General features: G+C 66.9%; 29 protein-coding genes and 1 pseudogene. All 30 read right to left on the reverse strand.

From position 1 onward, the window contains the following. Window positions 1-162: 162 nt before the first annotated feature. The 30 genes and pseudogenes from rpsK to AB0I73_RS25495 all read right to left on the reverse strand — a co-directional run bounded on the left by rpsK (window position 163) and on the right by AB0I73_RS25495 (window position 16,035). Window positions 163-567, reverse strand: a complete 405-nt coding sequence (rpsK, locus tag AB0I73_RS25350) for a 30S ribosomal protein S11 (RefSeq protein ID WP_003948617.1) — start codon at window positions 565-567, stop codon at window positions 163-165. A gap of 65 nt (window positions 568-632) precedes the next feature. Then, complete coding sequence (rpsM, locus tag AB0I73_RS25355; protein WP_361157573.1) at window positions 633-1,013, reverse strand: 30S ribosomal protein S13; 381 nt, start codon at window positions 1,011-1,013, stop codon at window positions 633-635. A 207-nt stretch (window positions 1,014-1,220) separates the two neighbouring features. Then, complete coding sequence (rpmJ, locus tag AB0I73_RS25360; RefSeq protein WP_003974245.1) at window positions 1,221-1,334, reverse strand: 50S ribosomal protein L36; 114 nt, start codon at window positions 1,332-1,334, stop codon at window positions 1,221-1,223. A 66-nt stretch (window positions 1,335-1,400) separates the two neighbouring features. Continuing rightward, window positions 1,401-1,622 (reverse strand): translation initiation factor IF-1, encoded by a 222-nt coding sequence (infA, locus tag AB0I73_RS25365; RefSeq protein WP_003948620.1) that lies wholly within the window; start codon window positions 1,620-1,622, stop codon window positions 1,401-1,403. Window positions 1,623-1,803: 181 nt separating this feature from the next. After that, a pseudogene (locus AB0I73_RS25370) lies at window positions 1,804-1,896 on the reverse strand (type I methionyl aminopeptidase); the annotation flags it as partial. Between the two features lie 100 nt (window positions 1,897-1,996). Next, window positions 1,997-2,833: a type I methionyl aminopeptidase gene (map, locus tag AB0I73_RS25375; protein ID WP_363040961.1), complete on the reverse strand. Its 837-nt coding sequence runs from the start codon at window positions 2,831-2,833 to the stop codon at window positions 1,997-1,999. A 129-nt stretch (window positions 2,834-2,962) separates the two neighbouring features. Then, window positions 2,963-3,616 carry an adenylate kinase gene (locus tag AB0I73_RS25380; RefSeq protein WP_109381503.1) on the reverse strand — a complete coding sequence of 218 codons (654 nt, stop codon included), beginning with the start codon at window positions 3,614-3,616 and terminating at the stop codon, window positions 2,963-2,965. Then, on the reverse strand, window positions 3,616-4,929 hold the full coding sequence (gene secY, locus AB0I73_RS25385; protein WP_363040964.1) for a preprotein translocase subunit SecY: 1,314 nt from the start codon (window positions 4,927-4,929) through the stop codon (window positions 3,616-3,618). The genes AB0I73_RS25380 and secY overlap by 1 nt, the downstream gene beginning before the upstream one ends. A gap of 241 nt (window positions 4,930-5,170) precedes the next feature. Further along, a complete protein-coding gene (gene rplO / locus AB0I73_RS25390) occupies window positions 5,171-5,626 on the reverse strand; it encodes a 50S ribosomal protein L15 (RefSeq protein ID WP_109381505.1) in 456 nt (151 codons plus the stop codon). 2 nt (window positions 5,627-5,628) lie between these two features. After that, window positions 5,629-5,811, reverse strand: a complete 183-nt coding sequence (rpmD, locus tag AB0I73_RS25395) for a 50S ribosomal protein L30 (protein ID WP_109381506.1) — start codon at window positions 5,809-5,811, stop codon at window positions 5,629-5,631. A 2-nt stretch (window positions 5,812-5,813) separates the two neighbouring features. Continuing rightward, a complete protein-coding gene (gene rpsE / locus AB0I73_RS25400; RefSeq protein ID WP_109381507.1) occupies window positions 5,814-6,419 on the reverse strand; it encodes a 30S ribosomal protein S5 in 606 nt (201 codons plus the stop codon). 39 nt (window positions 6,420-6,458) lie between these two features. After that, window positions 6,459-6,842, reverse strand: a complete 384-nt coding sequence (gene rplR / locus AB0I73_RS25405) for a 50S ribosomal protein L18 (protein WP_109381508.1) — start codon at window positions 6,840-6,842, stop codon at window positions 6,459-6,461. Between the two features lie 3 nt (window positions 6,843-6,845). Further along, window positions 6,846-7,385 (reverse strand): 50S ribosomal protein L6, encoded by a 540-nt coding sequence (gene rplF / locus AB0I73_RS25410; protein WP_109381509.1) that lies wholly within the window; start codon window positions 7,383-7,385, stop codon window positions 6,846-6,848. A 24-nt stretch (window positions 7,386-7,409) separates the two neighbouring features. Continuing rightward, entirely contained in the window at window positions 7,410-7,808 is a 399-nt protein-coding gene (gene rpsH / locus AB0I73_RS25415; protein WP_013001411.1) for a 30S ribosomal protein S8, read from the reverse strand. 239 nt (window positions 7,809-8,047) lie between these two features. Beyond that, window positions 8,048-8,233: a type Z 30S ribosomal protein S14 gene (locus AB0I73_RS25420; RefSeq protein WP_363040967.1), complete on the reverse strand. Its 186-nt coding sequence runs from the start codon at window positions 8,231-8,233 to the stop codon at window positions 8,048-8,050. 5 nt (window positions 8,234-8,238) lie between these two features. Further along, window positions 8,239-8,796, reverse strand: coding sequence for a 50S ribosomal protein L5 (gene rplE / locus AB0I73_RS25425; protein ID WP_109381510.1), 558 nt, complete (start codon window positions 8,794-8,796; stop codon window positions 8,239-8,241). Beyond that, window positions 8,796-9,119, reverse strand: coding sequence for a 50S ribosomal protein L24 (gene rplX, locus AB0I73_RS25430; protein ID WP_109381511.1), 324 nt, complete (start codon window positions 9,117-9,119; stop codon window positions 8,796-8,798). The genes rplE and rplX overlap by 1 nt, the downstream gene beginning before the upstream one ends. A gap of 2 nt (window positions 9,120-9,121) precedes the next feature. Further along, the gene (rplN, locus tag AB0I73_RS25435; RefSeq protein ID WP_003992364.1) at window positions 9,122-9,490 is read right to left on the reverse strand and encodes a 50S ribosomal protein L14; all 369 of its coding nucleotides are present in this window, start codon (window positions 9,488-9,490) and stop codon (window positions 9,122-9,124) included. Window positions 9,491-9,645: 155 nt separating this feature from the next. Next, the gene (gene rpsQ, locus AB0I73_RS25440) at window positions 9,646-9,933 is read right to left on the reverse strand and encodes a 30S ribosomal protein S17 (protein WP_279334424.1); all 288 of its coding nucleotides are present in this window, start codon (window positions 9,931-9,933) and stop codon (window positions 9,646-9,648) included. Continuing rightward, the gene (gene rpmC, locus AB0I73_RS25445; protein ID WP_003998824.1) at window positions 9,933-10,157 is read right to left on the reverse strand and encodes a 50S ribosomal protein L29; all 225 of its coding nucleotides are present in this window, start codon (window positions 10,155-10,157) and stop codon (window positions 9,933-9,935) included. The genes rpsQ and rpmC overlap by 1 nt, the downstream gene beginning before the upstream one ends. Beyond that, window positions 10,157-10,576: a 50S ribosomal protein L16 gene (gene rplP / locus AB0I73_RS25450; RefSeq protein WP_109381513.1), complete on the reverse strand. Its 420-nt coding sequence runs from the start codon at window positions 10,574-10,576 to the stop codon at window positions 10,157-10,159. The genes rpmC and rplP overlap by 1 nt, the downstream gene beginning before the upstream one ends. 5 nt (window positions 10,577-10,581) lie before the next feature. Then, entirely contained in the window at window positions 10,582-11,409 is an 828-nt protein-coding gene (gene rpsC / locus AB0I73_RS25455) for a 30S ribosomal protein S3 (RefSeq protein ID WP_004927271.1), read from the reverse strand. Continuing rightward, window positions 11,409-11,756, reverse strand: coding sequence for a 50S ribosomal protein L22 (rplV, locus tag AB0I73_RS25460; protein WP_363040971.1), 348 nt, complete (start codon window positions 11,754-11,756; stop codon window positions 11,409-11,411). The genes rpsC and rplV overlap by 1 nt, the downstream gene beginning before the upstream one ends. A 42-nt stretch (window positions 11,757-11,798) precedes the next feature. Beyond that, entirely contained in the window at window positions 11,799-12,080 is a 282-nt protein-coding gene (gene rpsS / locus AB0I73_RS25465) for a 30S ribosomal protein S19 (RefSeq protein ID WP_003948639.1), read from the reverse strand. A 12-nt stretch (window positions 12,081-12,092) separates the two neighbouring features. Then, window positions 12,093-12,929 (reverse strand): 50S ribosomal protein L2, encoded by an 837-nt coding sequence (rplB, locus tag AB0I73_RS25470; RefSeq protein WP_109381515.1) that lies wholly within the window; start codon window positions 12,927-12,929, stop codon window positions 12,093-12,095. 52 nt (window positions 12,930-12,981) lie between these two features. Continuing rightward, window positions 12,982-13,401: a 50S ribosomal protein L23 gene (gene rplW, locus AB0I73_RS25475; RefSeq protein WP_363040974.1), complete on the reverse strand. Its 420-nt coding sequence runs from the start codon at window positions 13,399-13,401 to the stop codon at window positions 12,982-12,984. Beyond that, entirely contained in the window at window positions 13,401-14,060 is a 660-nt protein-coding gene (gene rplD, locus AB0I73_RS25480; RefSeq protein ID WP_109381517.1) for a 50S ribosomal protein L4, read from the reverse strand. The genes rplW and rplD overlap by 1 nt, the downstream gene beginning before the upstream one ends. Window positions 14,061-14,067: 7 nt before the next feature. After that, window positions 14,068-14,712 carry a 50S ribosomal protein L3 gene (gene rplC, locus AB0I73_RS25485; protein ID WP_109381518.1) on the reverse strand — a complete coding sequence of 215 codons (645 nt, stop codon included), beginning with the start codon at window positions 14,710-14,712 and terminating at the stop codon, window positions 14,068-14,070. Between the two features lie 18 nt (window positions 14,713-14,730). Continuing rightward, the gene (gene rpsJ / locus AB0I73_RS25490; protein ID WP_003948644.1) at window positions 14,731-15,039 is read right to left on the reverse strand and encodes a 30S ribosomal protein S10; all 309 of its coding nucleotides are present in this window, start codon (window positions 15,037-15,039) and stop codon (window positions 14,731-14,733) included. 522 nt (window positions 15,040-15,561) lie between these two features. Continuing rightward, the gene (locus tag AB0I73_RS25495) at window positions 15,562-16,035 is read right to left on the reverse strand and encodes a hypothetical protein (protein WP_363040976.1); all 474 of its coding nucleotides are present in this window, start codon (window positions 16,033-16,035) and stop codon (window positions 15,562-15,564) included. Window positions 16,036-16,038 lie beyond the last annotated feature (3 nt).

The raw sequence follows: 16,038 nt of genomic DNA on the forward strand, positions 1-16,038 counted from the left end.
GCGACATTGCGGGGGGCGACCCCCGCACCCCCAGCAGGAGGCCGACCGAGCGAACCGGCGACTCAGACGCGGCGGCGCTTCGGCGGGCGGCAGCCGTGCTGCGACATTGCGGGGGGCGACCCCCGCACCCCCAGCAGGAGGCCGACCGAGCGAACCGGCGACTCAGACGCGGCGGCGCTTCGGCGGGCGGCAGCCGTTGTGCGGGGTCGGGGTGACGTCCTGGATGGAGCCGACCTCGAGACCGGTCGCCTGGAGCGAACGGATGGCGGTCTCACGACCGGAACCCGGGCCCTTGACGAACACGTCGACCTTGCGCATGCCGTGCTCCTGCGCGCGACGGGCAGCCGACTCGGCGGCCATCTGCGCGGCGAACGGCGTGGACTTCCGGGAGCCCTTGAAGCCGACGTGGCCGGCGGAGGCCCAGGAGATCACGTTGCCGGTCGGGTCCGTGATGGACACGATCGTGTTGTTGAACGTGCTCTTGATGTGCGCGTGGCCGTGAGCGACGTTCTTCTTTTCCTTGCGGCGCACCTTCTTGGCAGCGCCCTGACGACCCTTGGGGGGCATCTACAAACTCCTACGGGAGGTGGTCGGTCCTACAGCGAAGACCGTGGACAGGTGTCCGCTGCGGACTACTTCTTGCCCGGCTTCTTCTTGCCGGCGATGGCGCGACGCGGGCCCTTGCGGGTACGCGCGTTGGTGCTGGTGCGCTGACCGCGGACGGGCAGACCGCGACGGTGACGCAGACCCTGGTAGGTGCCGATCTCGACCTTGCGGCGGATGTCGGCCTGGATCTCGCGACGGAGGTCACCCTCGGTCTTGATGTTGTTGTCGACGTACTCGCGGATCGCGACGAGCTGCTCCTCGGAGAGGTCGCGAACGCGGGTGTTCGGGTCGACGCCGACAGCGGCCAGCGTCTGCTGCGAAAGGGTTCGGCCGATGCCGAACACGTAGGTGAGGGCGATCTCCACGCGCTTTTCGCGCGGGATGTCAACACCGGAAACGCGTGCCATTCAATGGCTCCAGTTAGTTGTCGGAGGTCTTCCGCAGAACCGTCCCCCGGCCGCCGTCCTCGCCTGGTGCGGCGATTTGGTACGAACCGGGTCCCCAGCCTCCGAGACCGGGGGTGTCGAGCCGTGCGGCTCGGGCTCTGCGTATGAACATGTTGCTCGCGTCGCGCGAAGTTCTGCGGGAAAGTCGCAGAGGGTGGATCGTGCGGGTCAGCCCTGGCGCTGCTTGTGGCGCGGGTTGTCGCAGATAACCATGACCCGGCCGTGACGGCGGATCACCCTGCACTTGTCGCAGATCTTCTTGACGCTCGGCTTGACCTTCATGGGATGTGAAGTTCTCCGGGCTCAGTGCCCCCCGCACCACGAGGGGAGGGGGCAAGATCTACTTGCTCACTTGTACCGGTAGACGATCCGACCCCGGGTCAGGTCATACGGAGAGAGCTCCACCACGACCCGGTCGTCAGGGAGGATACGGATGTAGTGCATACGCATCTTGCCGCTGATGTGTGCCAGGACCTGGTGGCCGTTCTGGAGCTCGACCTTGAACATGGCGTTCGGAAGAGACTCGACGACAGTGCCCTCGATCTCGATGGCACCTTGCTTCTTGGCCACGCTTCGCCCTTCGAATCGACTACCTTGATCGACTCCGCTGCGCACCGTGATCACATGCAGGCATGCGGATGCACAAGAGCCGACGAGTCAGTCTACGTCAGGGCACCCCGAAAGACGAATCGAGGAAGTCTGCCCCACCCGCGAGATCCTTAACCCGCGGGCTTCCGCCGAGCCTCCGGGCTCACGCCGGCGGATCGGGCGCCGCCGTCACCCCGTACTCGGCGAGCTTCGCCTTCCCCCCGTCCGGCGCCGTCAGCACCAGCGGCCCCGCCTCCCCACCTCGACGCCCCCTCGCGGGCTCGGCGCCCGGGGCGCCTCACAGGCTTCGAGCGGCTGCGCCGGTCTCCGACCGGCGGTCGCGGTGAAGGCCTCCGTCAGGCGAGCGGGTCCGGCGCCGCCGTCACCCCGTACTCGGCGAGCTTCGCCTTCCCCCCGTCCGGCGCCGTCAGCACCAGCGGCCCCGCCTCCGTCAGCGCGACCGAGTGCTCCCAGTGCGAGGACCAGGTGCCGTCCGTGGTGATGACGGTCCAGTCGTCCTCCAGCACCTGCGTCTTCGCGGTGCCCAGCGAGACCATCGGCTCGATGGCGAGGCAGAAGCCCGGCACCAGCTTGGGCCCCTTGCCCCGGCGGCGGTCGACGTAGTTCAGCAGATGCGGGTCCATGTGCATCTCGGTGCCGATGCCGTGGCCGCCGTAGTCCTCGATGATCCCGTAGCGCCCGCCGCCGGGCTTCGGCTGCCGGCGGATGTAGGTCTCGATGGCGCGGGAGACGTCGACCAGCCGGTTGCCCTGCTTCATCGCCGCGACGCCGGCCCACATCGACTCCTCGGTCACCCGGGACAGCTCGACCAGCTCCGGCGCGTGCCCCGACCCGACGAAGGCGGTGTAGGCCGCGTCACCGTGCCAGCCGTCGATGATGGCGCCGCAGTCGATGGAGATGATGTCCCCGTCCTTGAGGACGACATCGTCGGAGGGGATGCCGTGGACGACGACCTCGTTGACGGAGGTGCAGATCGTCGCGGGGAAGCCGCCGTAGCCGAGGAAGTTCGGCTTGGCGTCGTGCTCGGCGAGCACCTTGCGGGCGACCTGGTCCAGATCCCTCGTCGTGGCCCCGGGCACGGCCGCCTCACGCGTGGCCGCGTGGATGGCGGCGACCACCAGCCCCGCCTCACGCATCTTGGCGATCTGCTCGGGGGTCTTGATCTGCACCATGGGGGCTACGGCCTTTCTGGACCGGAGAGACTGCGGACACCGTCAACGATACGGGGGAGGCCGTCCGCCCCTTCCCCGCGCACACGTCGGCCGCGGCCCCCGCAGGGAACCGCGGCCGGACGCGCACCGTCACTGATCGCGGTTGAGCGCCTCCAGCGCACGCCCGGTGACCTCGTCGACCGGACCCAGCGCCGAGATCGTCACCACGAGGCCCTGGGCCCGGTAGTAGTCGATGATCGGCTCGGTCTGCGTGTGGTAGACCTCCAGCCGGGTGCGCACCGTTTCCTCGGCGTCGTCGTCGCGCTGGTACAGCTCGCCGCCGCAGACGTCGCAGACGCCCTCCTGCTTCGGCTTGCTGTACGTCACGTGGAAGACGTGGCTGGAGTCCTTGCGGCAGATCCGCCGCCCGGCGATCCGCTTGACCACCTCGGCCTCGGGGGCCTCCAGGTCGAGCACCGCGTCCAGCGTGATGCCCTCGGACTCCAGCAGCTCGTCGAGCGACTCCGCCTGGGAGACGTTCCTCGGGAACCCGTCCAGCAGGAAGCCCGCCTCGGCGTCCGGCTGCTCCATACGGTCCTTCGCCATGGCGATGGTGACCTCGTCCGGTACGAGGTTGCCCGCGTCCATGTACGACTTCGCGAGCTTGCCCAGCTCGGTCTGCCGACTGATATTGGCGCGGAACAGGTCGCCCGTGGAGATGTGGGGGATGCTCAGCTTCTCGGCAAGGCGGGTGGCCTGGGTGCCTTTGCCGGCACCGGGCGGCCCGACGAGGACGATTCGCATCAGCGGAGGAACCCTTCGTAATTGCGCTGCTGGAGCTGGCTCTCGATCTGCCTCACCGTCTCGAGACCGACACCCACGATGATCAGGATGCTGGTCCCGCCGAACGGGAAGTTCTGGTTTGCCCCGAAACCGGCCAACGCCATCGTCGGCACGAGAGAGATCAGACCCAAGTACAGCGAGCCCGGCCAGGTGATCCGGTTGAGTACGTAGCTGAGGTACTCAGCGGTCGGTCGGCCAGCCCGGATGCCCGGGATGAAGCCACCATACTTCTTCATGTTGTCGGCGACTTCTTCGGGGTTGAAGGTGATCGCCACATAGAAGAACGCGAAGAACACGATCAAGAAGAAGTAAAGAATGATGTGCGGCGTGGCCCCGGTGTCGGCGAGGTTCTTCGTGATCCAGGCCGCCCAACCCGCGGTGGAGTTGGAGAACTGGACGATCAGCGCCGGAATGTAGAGCAGCGACGAGGCGAAGATGACGGGGATGACGCCCGCCTGGTTCACCTTGAGGGGAATGTAGGTGGACGTACCGCCGTAGGACCGGCGGCCGATCATGCGCTTCGCGTACTGCACGGGAATCCGGCGCTGGGCCTGCTCGACGAAGACGACCAGGCCGACCATGACCAGACCGACGAGCAGAACCGTGCCGAACTCGATCCAGCCGTCCGCCAGGTCGCCCTGCTCCTTGATGGCCCACAGGGCGGAGGGGAAGGTCGCGGCGATCGAGATGAACATCAGGATCGACATGCCGTTGCCGATGCCGCGGTCGGTGATGAGCTCACCGAGCCACATCACGACGGCCGTACCGGCGGTCATGGTGATGACCATGGTGATGGTCACGAACATGGACTGGTCGGGGACGATCTGGTTCGCCACCGGGCAGCCCTGGAAGAGGGCGCCGCTACGGGCGGTGGCCACCAGGCCGGTGCCCTGCAGGACGGCGAGCGCCACGGTCAGGTAACGCGTGTACTGCGTGATCTTGGCGGTGCCGGCCTGGCCCTCCTTCTTCAGGGCTTCCAGGCGCGGGATCACCACGGTCAGCAACTGCAGAATGATGCTCGCCGTGATGTACGGCATGATGCCCAGGGCGAAGATCGTGATCTGCAGCAGCGCGCCGCCGCTGAACATGTTGACCAGTCCGAACAGGCCCTGGTTCGCCTGGGCCGCGTCGAGACAGGCCTGCACGTTGCGGTAGTCGACGCCGGGAATCGGGATGTTCGTACCGATCCGGTACACCACGATGATGCCGAGTGTGAACAGCAGTTTCTTGCGCAGGTCGGGCGTCTTGAACGCCCGGGCGAACGCGGTGAGCACGGTGCCTCCTGCGACCCCCGCGCAACCGCGTCAAGGGTGGTGGTCGTGAGATTCCGATGAGGGACGAATACGTAACGGACAACTTCCCTCCGGAGTGCCCGAGTGGGGCGCCCGGGGAAAGTGGGCAGTGCAGGCCACCTTACCGGCGAGACCACCGCCCTTGGAACGACCAACCGGGGATACCCCAAATGTGGGGTATCCCCGGTCGGGATCGTTCAGGTCATCGGCACGCCTGAGTGATTCAGACGAGCTCGGTGACGGTACCGCCGGCGGCGGTGATCTTCTCCTTGGCGGAGCCGGAGACGGCGTCGACCGTCACCTGCAGCGCCACGGAGATCTCGCCCTGGCCGAGGACCTTGACGAGGCTGTTCTTGCGAACGGCCCCCTTGGCCACCAGACCCTCGACGGTGACCTCGCCACCCTCGGGGTAGAGCGCGGCCAGCTTGTCGAGGTTCACGACCTGGAACTCGGTCTTGAACGGGTTCTTGAAGCCCTTCAGCTTCGGGAGACGCATGTGGAGCGGCATCTGGCCACCCTCGAAGTTCTCCGGAACCTGGTAACGGGCCTTGGTGCCCTTCGTACCACGACCGGCCGTCTTACCCTTGGACGCCTCACCACGACCCACACGGGTCTTGGCGGTCTTGGCGCCCGGGGCGGGACGGAGGTTGTGGATCTTGAGCGGGTTCTGCTCCGCCATGATCAGTCGACCTCCTCGACCGTCACGAGGTGGCGGACGGTGTGCACCATGCCGCGGAACTCGGGACGGTCCTCCTTGACGACCACGTCGTTGACCTTCTTCAGGCCAAGCGAACGCAGGGTGTCACGGTGGTTCTGCTTGCTGCCGATGTAGGACTTGACCTGCGTAATCCTGAGCTGCGCCATGATTACGCACCCGCCCCGGCACGCGCACGGAGAAGAGCCGCGGGGGCGACGTCCTCGAGCGGCAGACCGCGGCGGGCCGCGACCTCCTCGGGACGCTGCAGGCCCTTGAGGGCCTCCACGGTCGCGTGCACGATGTTGATCTGGTTGTGGGAGCCGAGCGACTTCGACAGCACGTCGTGGATACCGGCGCACTCGAGCACGGCACGCACCGGACCACCGGCGATCACACCGGTACCCGGGGAAGCCGGCTTGAGCAGCACGACACCGGCAGCCTTCTCACCCTGGATCGGGTGCGGGATGGTGCCCTGGATGCGGGGGACCTTGAAGAAGTGCTTCTTGGCCTCCTCAACGCCCTTGGCGATGGCGGCCGGCACCTCCTTGGCCTTGCCGTATCCGACACCCACGGTGCCGTCACCGTCGCCCACCACGACCAGCGCGGTGAAGCTGAAGCGACGACCACCCTTCACAACCTTGGCGACACGGTTGATCGCGACGACGCGCTCAACGTATGCGGTCTTGTCGGCGGCAGCTGCGCCGCCGTCACGGCCCTTCCGGTCCCGCCGCTCGCCGCCACCGGCACCGCCACCGCGGCGCTGGGGTCCAGCCATTGGAATTACCTCTCTCTGTTTCCGCTAGCTACGGCAGGCTCAGAACTTGAGCCCGGCTTCGCGGGCGGCGTCCGCCAGGGCGGCGATGCGCCCCGCGTACTGGTTGCCACCACGGTCGAACACCACGGCCTCGACACCGGCGGCCTTGGCACGCTCGGCGACCAGGGCCCCGACCTGCTTGGCCTGTGCGGACTTGTCGGCCTCGCCGCCGCGGATCGACGCGTCCAGGGTGGACGCCGACGCCACGGTGTGGCCCTTCAGGTCGTCGATCACCTGCGCCACGATGTGGCGGTTGGAGCGGGTCACGACCAGGCGAGGACGCTCGGCGGTACCGGCGACCTTCTTGCGGATCCGAAGGTGACGACGCTTGATCGCGGCACGCTTGTAGGCGTCGCCCTTGAGGATCTTCTGCCCGTATGCCATGGCTTACTTACCCGCCTTTCCGACCTTGCGCCGGATGACTTCGCCCTCGTACTTGACGCCCTTGGCCTTGTACGGGTCGGGCTTGCGCAGCTTGCGGATGTTCGCCGCAACCTCGCCGACCTTCTGCTTGTCGATGCCCTCGACCGAGAAACGGGTCGGGGACTCCACCTTGAAGGTGATGCCCTCGGGGGCCTCGACCAGAATCGGGTGGCTGTAGCCCAGGGAGAACTCCAGGTTCGAACCCTTGGCGAGCACGCGGTAACCGACACCGCTGATCTCGAGCTTCTTCACGTAACCCTGGGTCACGCCGGTGATCATGTTCGCCACCAGCGTGCGGGACAGGCCGTGCAGGGCCTTGTTCTGACGCTCGTCGTTGGGGCGGGTGACGCTGAGCACGCCGTCCTCACCCCTGGCGACCTCGATCGGCGCCGCCACGGTGTGGGTCAGCGAACCCTTCGGGCCCTTGACCGCGACCGTACGGCCGTCGATGGTGACGTCCACGCCGGCGGGAACCGCGATGGGGAGCTTGCCGATGCGCGACATAGCTGTTTCCTCCGTTCCCTTCCGCTACCAGACGTAGGCGAGGACTTCCCCACCCACGCCCTTCTTGCCGGCCTGCTTGTCGGTGAGGAGCCCGTGCGACGTGGAGATGATCGCCACGCCGAGGCCGCCCAGCACCTTCGGCAGGGAGGTGGACTTCGCGTACACCCGGAGACCGGGCTTGGAGATCCGCTTGATGCCCGCGATGGAGCGCTCACGGTTGGGGCCGAACTTCAGCTCCAGGACGAGGTTCTTGCCGACCTCGGCGTCCTCGACCTTCCAGCCCGTGATGAAGCCCTCCTGCTGGAGGATCTCCGCGATGTGAGACTTGATCTTGGACGCCGGCATCGTCACGGAGTCGTGGTACGCCGAGTTCGCGTTCCGCAGACGCGTCAGCATGTCTGCGATCGGATCAGTCATGGTCATGAATTGGCCTTCGGCCTCTCTCGCCGTGGTTTCCTGGTGCGCCATCCCTCTCCCCGATCCGAGACGGGACGGGTGCGGCGCGGTGGACCTACGGCGTAGTAAGCAAACATGAGCGGGTTGTCGCCCGCGTGCTTCGGGGCACGACAGGTGCCCAACCCCACAAGCCTAAGCCATGTGGAGCGGGCCTCCCGCCGAATCCCGTTGCTTACCGAGAGCCCTGGGAGTCCGGAACTACCGGATTACCAGGAACTCTTGGTCACGCCCGGCAGCTCGCCACGGTGAGCCATCTCACGAAGGCACACGCGGCACAGGCCGAACTTGCGGTACACGGAGTGCGGACGACCGCAGCGCTGGCAGCGGGTGTAGCCGCGCACTCCGAACTTGGGCTTGCGAACAGCCTTCGCGATGAGAGCCTTCTTCGCCATCTCGCTCACGCCTCCTTGAACGGGAAGCCGAGGTGACGGAGAAGGGCACGGCCCTCTGCGTCATTGGTCGCCGTGGTGACCACGGTGATGTCCATACCCCGGACACGGTCGATCTTGTCCTGGTCGATCTCGTGGAACATGACCTGCTCGGTGAGACCGAAGGTGTAGTTGCCACGGCCGTCGAACTGCTTGGGGGACAGACCGCGGAAGTCGCGGATGCGCGGCAGCGCGAGCGACAGGGTGCGGTCCAGGAACTCCCACATGCGGTCGCCACGGAGCGTGACGTGGGCACCGATCGGCTGACCCTCACGCAGCTTGAACTGCGCGATGGACTTGCGGGCCTTGGTGACGGCCGGCTTCTGACCGGTGATCGTGGTGAGGTCGCGCACGGCGCCCTCGATCAGCTTGGAGTCGCGGGCGGCGTCGCCCACACCCATGTTGACCACGATCTTGACGAGGCCGGGAACCTGCATGACGTTCTCGTAGGAGAACTCCTCACGCAGCTTGCCCGCGATCTCCTCGCGGTACTTCGTCTTCAGACGCGGAGTGGTGGTGGTAGCCATCAGATGTCCTCACCCGTCCGCTTGGCAACGCGGATCTTGTTGCCTTCGTCGTCGAAGCGGTAGCCGACGCGGGTCACGACCTTCTTGCCGTCCTTCTCCACGACGAGCTGAACGTTGCTCACGTGGACGGGGGCCTCGGTGGTCACGATCCCGCCGGCCTGCGAACCACCGGCGGTCGGGGCGGCCTTGGTGTGCTTCTTGACCCGGTTGACGCCCTCGACCAGGACGCGCTCCTCGCGCGGGTAAGCGGCAATGACCTTGCCCTGCTTGCCCTTGTCCTTGCCGGTGACGACCTGGACCAGGTCACCCTTCTTGATCTTCATGCTCACAGCACCTCCGGCGCGAGGGAGATGATCTTCATGAACTTCTTCTCGCGCAGCTCTCGGCCGACCGGGCCGAAGATACGGGTGCCACGGGGGTCGCCGTCGTTCTTCAGAATGACGGCGGCGTTCTCGTCGAAGCGGATGTACGAGCCGTCCGGACGGCGGCGCTCCTTGACGGTGCGAACGATGACCGCCTTGATGACGTCACCCTTCTTCACGTTGCCGCCGGGGATCGCGTCCTTGACGGTGGCGACGATGACGTCACCGATGCCCGCGTAGCGGCGACCGGAGCCACCGAGCACACGGATGCAAAGGATTTCCTTCGCCCCCGTGTTGTCGGCGACGCGCAGTCGCGACTCCTGCTGGATCACGTCTATCTCCTGATTGTCTGCCGGTTCCCCAACGGGGCTGACGCGCTTTCAGTCGAACTCAGTCAAGCGCGGTAGCCCCGTTGGAGCCTGGCGGAACTGTCCTGCGAGGGGTGCCCCGCAGGAACGTACTTTTGGAATTCCCTTGCGGGAATTACCTACTTGGCCTTCTCGAGGATCTCGACGATGCGCCAGTGCTTCGTCGCGGACAGCGGCCGGGTCTCCATCAGGAGGACGCGGTCGCCGACGCCGGCAGCGTTCTGCTCGTCGTGGGCCTTGAGCTTGCTCGTGCTGCGGATGACTTTGCCGTACAGCCCGTGCTTCTTGCGGTCCTCGACGGCGACGACGACGGTCTTGTCCATCTTGTCGCTGACGACGATGCCCTCACGGCTCTTGCGGAAGCCCCGAGCCTCAGTGTTCGTCTCAGTCACGTTGTTCTCGCTCATCAGGCGCTCTCCACCGTTTCGATGCCCAGCTCGCGCTCGCGCATCAGGGTGTAGATCCGCGCGATGTCCTTGCGGACGGCCTTCAGCCGGCCGTGGTTCTCGAGCTGTCCGGTCGCCGCCTGGAAGCGGAGGTTGAACAGCTCTTCCTTGGCTTCGCGGAGCTTCGCGAGAAGCTCCTCGTCACCCAGTTCGCGCAGCTCGGACGCCTTGGTACCGGCCGACATCACGCTTCACCTGCCTCGCGCTTGACGATCCGGCACTTCATCGGCAGCTTGTGGGCCGCACGGGTCAGCGCCTCACGGGCGATCTTCTCGTTGGGGTACGACAGCTCGAACATGACGCGTCCGGGCTTGACGTTGGCGATCCACCACTCCGGAGAACCCTTACCGGAACCCATGCGGGTCTCGGCCGGCTTCTTCGTCAGCGGGCGGTCCGGGTAGATGTTGATCCAGACCTTGCCACCACGCTTGATGTGGCGGGTCATGGCGATACGAGCCGCCTCGATCTGGCGGTTCGTCACATACGCCGGGGTCAGCGCCTGGATGCCGTACTCGCCGAACGCGACCTGCGTTCCGCCCTTGGACATGCCGCTGCGACTGGGGTGGTGCTGCTTGCGGTGCTTGACCCTACGGGGGATCAGCATGTCGGTCAGGCCTCCGTTCCGGTGCTCTCAGCCGGAGCGGCGGCGGGAGCCTCGGCCTTGGGGGCCTCGGCAGCCGGAGCCTGCTGCGGCTTGCGACCGCGCCCGCCACGCTCGCCACCGCGGCCACCACGGGCCGGGCGGTCGGCACCGCCACGGGCCGGGCGGTTGCCGGCGCGGGCAGCGGCGTTCTCGGCGCGGACCTCGGCGATGTTCTTGACGTCGCCCTTGTAGATCCAGACCTTCACGCCGATGCGGCCGAAGGTCGTCTTGGCCTCGAAGAAGCCGTAGTCCACGTTCGCGCGGAGCGTGTGCAGGGGCACGCGGCCCTCGCGGTAGAACTCCGAGCGGGACATCTCGGCGCCGCCGAGACGGCCACCGCACTGGATCTTGATGCCCTTGGCGCCCGCCTTCATCGCCGACTGCATGCTCTTGCGCATGGCGCGGCGGAAGGAGACGCGGGAGGAGAGCTGCTCGGCGACGGCCTGGGCCACGAGCTGAGCGTCCGTCTCGGGGTTCTTGACCTCGAGGATGTTCAGCTGGACCTGCTTGCCGGTGAGCTTCTCGAGGTCGCCGCGGATGCGGTCGGCCTCGGCGCCGCGGCGGCCGATGACGATGCCCGGACGCGCGGTGTGGATGTCCACCCGCACACGGTCACGGGTGCGCTCGATCTCCACCTTCGAGATACCGGCGCGCTCCATGCCGGACGTCATCATCCGACGGATGGCGACGTCTTCCTTGACGTAGTCCTTGTACAGCTTGTCGGCGTACCAACGCGACTTGAAGTCGGTCGTGACACCGAGCCGGAACCCGTGCGGGTTTACCTTCTGGCCCATTACCGGGTTCCTTCCTTGCTGCTGACGACCACGGTGATGTGGCTGGTCCGCTTGCGGATCCGGTAGGCACGACCCTGGGCGCGCGGACGGAACCGCTTCAGGGTCGGACCCTCGTCGACGTACGCCTCGGAAACGAAGAGGCTGTCGGCGTCGGTGTGGTCGTAGTTGTGCGCGGCGTTGGCAATGGCGCTGTCCAGCACCTTGCCGACCGGCACGCTCGCGGCCTGCGGGGCGAAACGCAGGACCGCCTGAGCCTCCGTGGCGTTCATGCCACGGATGAGGTCCACCACGCGGCGGGCCTTCATGGGCGTGACGCGGATGTACCGCGCCTGGGCCCTGGCTTCCATGGTTGTCCTTCCAGTGTCTGTCATGGTCATTCCACCCCGCCTTTAGCGGCGCTTCGACTTCCGGTCGTCCTTGACGTGACCCCGGAAGGTGCGCGTCGGCGAGAACTCGCCGAGCTTGTGGCCGACCATCGACTCGGTGACGAACACCGGAATGTGGGTCTTGCCGTTGTGCACCGCGATCGTGTGGCCGAGCATGGCCGGGACGATCATCGAGCGACGGGACCAGGTCTTGATGACGTTCTTGGTGCCGGCTTCGTTCTGGACGTCCACCTTCTTGATCAGGTGGTCGTCGACGAAGGGCCCCTTCTTCAGGCTACGAGGCATCTCAACCCGTCCTTAGCGCTTCTTGTTCGTCTTGCGGCGGCGGACGATGTACTTGTTCGACGCCTTCTTGGGCGCCCGGGTACGGCCTTCCTTCTGGCCCCACGGGGACACCGGGTGGCGACCACCGGAGGTACGGCCCTCACCACCACCGTGCGGGTGGTCCACCGGGTTCATGACCACACCACGCACGCTCGGGCGGACGCCCAGCCAGCGCTTACGACCGGCCTTGCCCCAGCTGATGTTGCTCTGCTCGGCGTTGCCGACCTCGCCGATGGTGCCGCGGCAGCGGACGTCGACCAGGCGGATCTCACCGGACGGCATGCGCAGGTGGGCCATCTGGCCCTCCTTCGCGAGCAGCTGCACCGAGGCGCCGGCGGAGCGGGCGAACTTGGCGCCGCCGCCGGGACGCAGCTCGATGGCGTGCAGCGTCGTACCGACCGGGATGTTGCGCAGGGCGAGGTTGTTGCCCGGCTTGATGTCGGCCCCGGGACCGTTCTCGACGCGGTCGCCCTGGCTCAGGCCACGCGGCGCGAGAATGTAGCGCTTCTCGCCGTCCGCGTAGTGCAGGAGCGCGATGCGCGCGGTGCGGTTGGGGTCGTACTCGATGTGCGCGACCTTCGCCGGCACGCCGTCCTTGTCGTGACGACGGAAGTCGATCACGCGGTAGGCGCGCTTGTGTCCGCCACCCTGGTGGCGAACGGTCACACGACCGGAATTGTTACGGCCGCCCTTGCTGTGCAGGGGACGGACCAGCGACTTCTCCGGCGTGGACCGCGTGATCTCGACGAAGTCGGCGACGCTGGAGCCACGACGGCCCGGGGTCGTCGGCTTGTACTTGCGGATACCCATTGTCTCTCAGTCCTCGGAAGTTTGTTCCGAAATCTGGACGTTCCGACCTCCGTCAGGAGGTCGGACCGCCGAAGATGTCGATACGGTCGCCCTCGGCGAGGGTCACGATCGCGCGCCTGGTGCCCGTGCGCTGGCCGAAGCCGGTGCGCGTGCGCTTGCGCTTGCCCTGGCGGTTGATCGTGTTGACGCCGGTGACCTTGACCGAGAAGACCGCCTGCACGGCCTCCTTGATCTCCGTCTTGTTGGAGCCCGGAGCGACGATGAACGTGTACTTGTTCTCGTCGATGAGCGCGTAGCTCTTCTCCGACACGACCGGCTTGATCAGGACGTCACGGGGGTCCGTGAACGACTTGCTCGCCGGGGTGATGACGGTGTTCTTGCCTTCGGTGGCGTGGCGGCGTGCCTTCTGGAGGCGCGCCTCCTTGGCCTTCTTCGCCGCCTTGGAGGCGACGGAGGGGTGACGGATAGCCATCAGACCTCGCTCCCTTCGTTGTCGTTGGCCTTGTTCGGGCCGGCGACGAAGGACTCGAAAGCGGCCTTGGTGAAGACCACGTCGTCCGAGACGAGAACGTCGTACGTGTTCAGCTGGCCCGGCTCCAGGATGTGCACCTGGGGCAGGTTGCGGGCGGACAGCCACGCGGCCTCGTCGGCGCGGTCGACGACCAGGAGCAGGTTCTTGCGCTCCGAGATCTTGCCGAACAGCGTCTTGGCGGCCTTCGTGGAGGGGGTCTCGCCCTCGATCACGCCGGTGACGACGTGGATGCGGTCGTGGCGGGCCCGGTCGGTGAGGGCGTGGCGCAGGGCCGCGGCCTTCATCTTCTTCGGGGTCCGCTGCGAGTAGTCGCGCGGCTGCGGGCCGTGGACGACGCCACCGCCGGCGAACTGCGGCGCACGGGTCGAACCCTGACGGGCTCGGCCGGTGCCCTTCTGGCGGTACGGCTTCCTGCCGCCACCACGGACTTCACCGCGGGTCTTGGTCTTGTGCGTGCCCTGGCGGGCAGCGGCCAACTGAGCGACGACGACCTGGTGGATCAGCGGGATGCTGACCTTCTCCACGCCGAAGATCTCCGCGGGGAGCTCGACGGTACCGGCCTTGTCGCCTGCCGGCGAAAGGATGTCAACAGTGCTCATCGTTACCTCAGGCCCCCTTGGCCGCGGTGCGGACCAGGACGAGGCCGCCGTTCGGACCGGGGACCGCGCCCTTGATGAGCAGCAGACCCTTCTCCGCGTCAACGGCGTGGACGGTCAGGTTCTGGGTGGTGACCCGCTCGTTGCCCATGCGGCCCGCCATGCGCTGGCCCTTGAACACACGACCCGGGGTGGCGCAACCGCCGATGGAGCCGGGCATGCGGTGCACGCGCTTGGCACCGTGCGAGGAGTTGTTGCCCTTGAAGTTGTGGCGCTTCATGACGCCACTGAAGCCCTTGCCCTTGCTCTTCGCGGTCACGTCGACCTTCACGCCGGCCTCGAACACCTCAGCGGTGACTTCCTGGCCCAGCGTGTACTCGGAGGCGTCCGCGGTGCGGAGCTCGACGAGGTGGCGACGGGGGGTGACGTCGGCCTTCGCGAAGTGGCCCTTGAGGGGCTTGTTCACCTTGCGCGGGTCGATCTCACCGAAGGCGATCTGCACGGACTCGTAGCCGTCGACGTCGTTCGTACGGACCTGGGTGACGACGTTGGGCCCGGCCTTGACGACGGTGACGGGAACAACGCGGTTGCTCTCGTCCCACACCTGCGTCATGCCGAGCTTCTCGCCCAGGATGCCCTTGATCTGCTTGGTCATCTCTCAGATCACCGGCCCTCAGAGCTTGATCTCGATGTCGACACCGGCCGGGAGGTCGAGTCGCATCAGAGAGTCAACGGTCTTGGGAGTCGGGTCGAGGATGTCGATGAGGCGCTTGTGCGTGCGCATCTCGAAGTGCTCGCGCGAGTCCTTGTACTTGTGCGGCGACTTGATGACGCAGTACACGTTCTTCTCAGTGGGCAGCGGCACCGGGCCCGCGACCGACGCACCAGTACGCGTCACCGTCTCGACGATCTTCTTCGCCGAGGAATCGATGACCTCGTGGTCGTAGGCCTTGAGCCGGATGCGGATCTTCTGTCCCGCCATGGCTACTTCGTAGTCCTGTCTCTCGTAAACGCTCCGGAACCCGGTGTTCCCGCCCTCCCCTCCGACCCACGCGGTCGGGCGTGTCGCGCTCCCACTGACACAGATGTCCCTTGCCGGAACTTCCCTGTATGGGGAGTGCGGACCCTTCCGGAACCGCGGCTGGGGGCGAGAGGCCCACCGGGCGCCTGGCCTGCACCCCGCTGACGCTTCCCGGAAGATTCCCGTACGTCCGCCCCTGCACCTCTCGGTGCAATGCGTGGGACGACGAGTACTGTGGGACTCGCTTCCGGTCCCCCCGGCGGGAGGCGCGCAGCATCGGCACTCGACCGAGCAACCCCGCTAGTTTGCCACAGAGGGCAGGGGGCTGGCCAATCGGGCGGATGAGAATACCCCGGGGGCGCCCGACGTCAAACACGACGGTGATCGCGCCGACGCGCGCGCCCTTCGTGTGCGGCATCGATGCGCGCCACGGCCTCGGCCCGGGACATGCCGAACCGGGCTCGCCGACCGGTGCGGACGCGCCTACGGACGCCGGCCGCGCAGGGCCCGCCGGGCATCACTGACCGCGTCCTCGGAGCGCAGCCACCAGCCCTCCAGTGTGTCCCGCACCGTCAAATACACCGACCGCCGCTTGAACCAGGGCGGCAGGTCCCGGAACGGCACGAAGGTCAGCGTGTCCCTGACGGCGTTCCCGGCGATGCTCCTGCGGCCGGGACCTTCCGCCTGCAGCGCGGCGTACAGCTCCGACGTCAGTCTCCCGTTGAGCTGGGCAGCGGTGCCCGCCGCGGTGAACGCGAACCCGCGCTGAGCGACGTCCGGCAACCGCATCGCTCTGGCAACGCGTGGCGACGCCTCCTCCAGCGAACAGCTGAAGGCCAACCCGATCGCCGCTGTGCCGAGATGATTTTCGCCACGCTCGAACGCGGCATCCCACTCGGCCGGGTCGTCGACGCCCAGCAGCCCCTCGCCGCTCTTCCAGTCCCACCCGACCACCACGGC

Origin of the sequence: Streptomyces sp. NPDC050388 (assembly GCF_040655635.1) — a bacterium.
Lineage (GTDB): Bacteria > Actinomycetota > Actinomycetes > Streptomycetales > Streptomycetaceae > Streptomyces.

Excerpts from the sequence above, each read along its gene's own strand:
- rpsK (WP_003948617.1), bottom strand. The coding sequence starts at position 567 with ATGCCCCCCAAGGGTCGTCAGGGCGCTGCCAAGAAGGTGCGCCGCAAG.
- rpsM (WP_361157573.1), bottom strand. The coding sequence starts at position 1,013 with ATGGCACGCGTTTCCGGTGTTGACATCCCGCGCGAAAAGCGCGTGGAG.
- rpmJ (WP_003974245.1), bottom strand. The coding sequence starts at position 1,334 with ATGAAGGTCAAGCCGAGCGTCAAGAAGATCTGCGACAAGTGCAGGGTG.
- map (WP_363040961.1), bottom strand. The coding sequence starts at position 2,833 with ATGGTGCAGATCAAGACCCCCGAGCAGATCGCCAAGATGCGTGAGGCG.
- AB0I73_RS25380 (WP_109381503.1), bottom strand. The coding sequence starts at position 3,616 with ATGCGAATCGTCCTCGTCGGGCCGCCCGGTGCCGGCAAAGGCACCCAG.
- rplO (WP_109381505.1), bottom strand. The coding sequence starts at position 5,626 with ATGGCGGAGCAGAACCCGCTCAAGATCCACAACCTCCGTCCCGCCCCG.
- rpmD (WP_109381506.1), bottom strand. The coding sequence starts at position 5,811 with ATGGCGCAGCTCAGGATTACGCAGGTCAAGTCCTACATCGGCAGCAAG.
- rpsE (WP_109381507.1), bottom strand. The coding sequence starts at position 6,419 with ATGGCTGGACCCCAGCGCCGCGGTGGCGGTGCCGGTGGCGGCGAGCGG.
- rplR (WP_109381508.1), bottom strand. The coding sequence starts at position 6,842 with ATGGCATACGGGCAGAAGATCCTCAAGGGCGACGCCTACAAGCGTGCC.
- rplF (WP_109381509.1), bottom strand. The coding sequence starts at position 7,385 with ATGTCGCGCATCGGCAAGCTCCCCATCGCGGTTCCCGCCGGCGTGGAC.
- rpsH (WP_013001411.1), bottom strand. The coding sequence starts at position 7,808 with ATGACCATGACTGATCCGATCGCAGACATGCTGACGCGTCTGCGGAAC.
- AB0I73_RS25420 (WP_363040967.1), bottom strand. The coding sequence starts at position 8,233 with ATGGCGAAGAAGGCTCTCATCGCGAAGGCTGTTCGCAAGCCCAAGTTC.
- rplE (WP_109381510.1), bottom strand. The coding sequence starts at position 8,796 with ATGGCTACCACCACCACTCCGCGTCTGAAGACGAAGTACCGCGAGGAG.
- rplX (WP_109381511.1), bottom strand. The coding sequence starts at position 9,119 with ATGAAGATCAAGAAGGGTGACCTGGTCCAGGTCGTCACCGGCAAGGAC.
- rpsQ (WP_279334424.1), bottom strand. The coding sequence starts at position 9,933 with ATGAGCGAGAACAACGTGACTGAGACGAACACTGAGGCTCGGGGCTTC.
- rpmC (WP_003998824.1), bottom strand. The coding sequence starts at position 10,157 with ATGTCGGCCGGTACCAAGGCGTCCGAGCTGCGCGAACTGGGTGACGAG.
- rplP (WP_109381513.1), bottom strand. The coding sequence starts at position 10,576 with ATGCTGATCCCCCGTAGGGTCAAGCACCGCAAGCAGCACCACCCCAGT.
- rpsC (WP_004927271.1), bottom strand. The coding sequence starts at position 11,409 with ATGGGCCAGAAGGTAAACCCGCACGGGTTCCGGCTCGGTGTCACGACC.
- rplV (WP_363040971.1), bottom strand. The coding sequence starts at position 11,756 with ATGGAAGCCAGGGCCCAGGCGCGGTACATCCGCGTCACGCCCATGAAG.
- rpsS (WP_003948639.1), bottom strand. The coding sequence starts at position 12,080 with ATGCCTCGTAGCCTGAAGAAGGGGCCCTTCGTCGACGACCACCTGATC.
- rplB (WP_109381515.1), bottom strand. The coding sequence starts at position 12,929 with ATGGGTATCCGCAAGTACAAGCCGACGACCCCGGGCCGTCGTGGCTCC.
- rplW (WP_363040974.1), bottom strand. The coding sequence starts at position 13,401 with ATGGCTATCCGTCACCCCTCCGTCGCCTCCAAGGCGGCGAAGAAGGCC.
- rplD (WP_109381517.1), bottom strand. The coding sequence starts at position 14,060 with ATGAGCACTGTTGACATCCTTTCGCCGGCAGGCGACAAGGCCGGTACC.
- rplC (WP_109381518.1), bottom strand. The coding sequence starts at position 14,712 with ATGACCAAGCAGATCAAGGGCATCCTGGGCGAGAAGCTCGGCATGACG.
- rpsJ (WP_003948644.1), bottom strand. The coding sequence starts at position 15,039 with ATGGCGGGACAGAAGATCCGCATCCGGCTCAAGGCCTACGACCACGAG.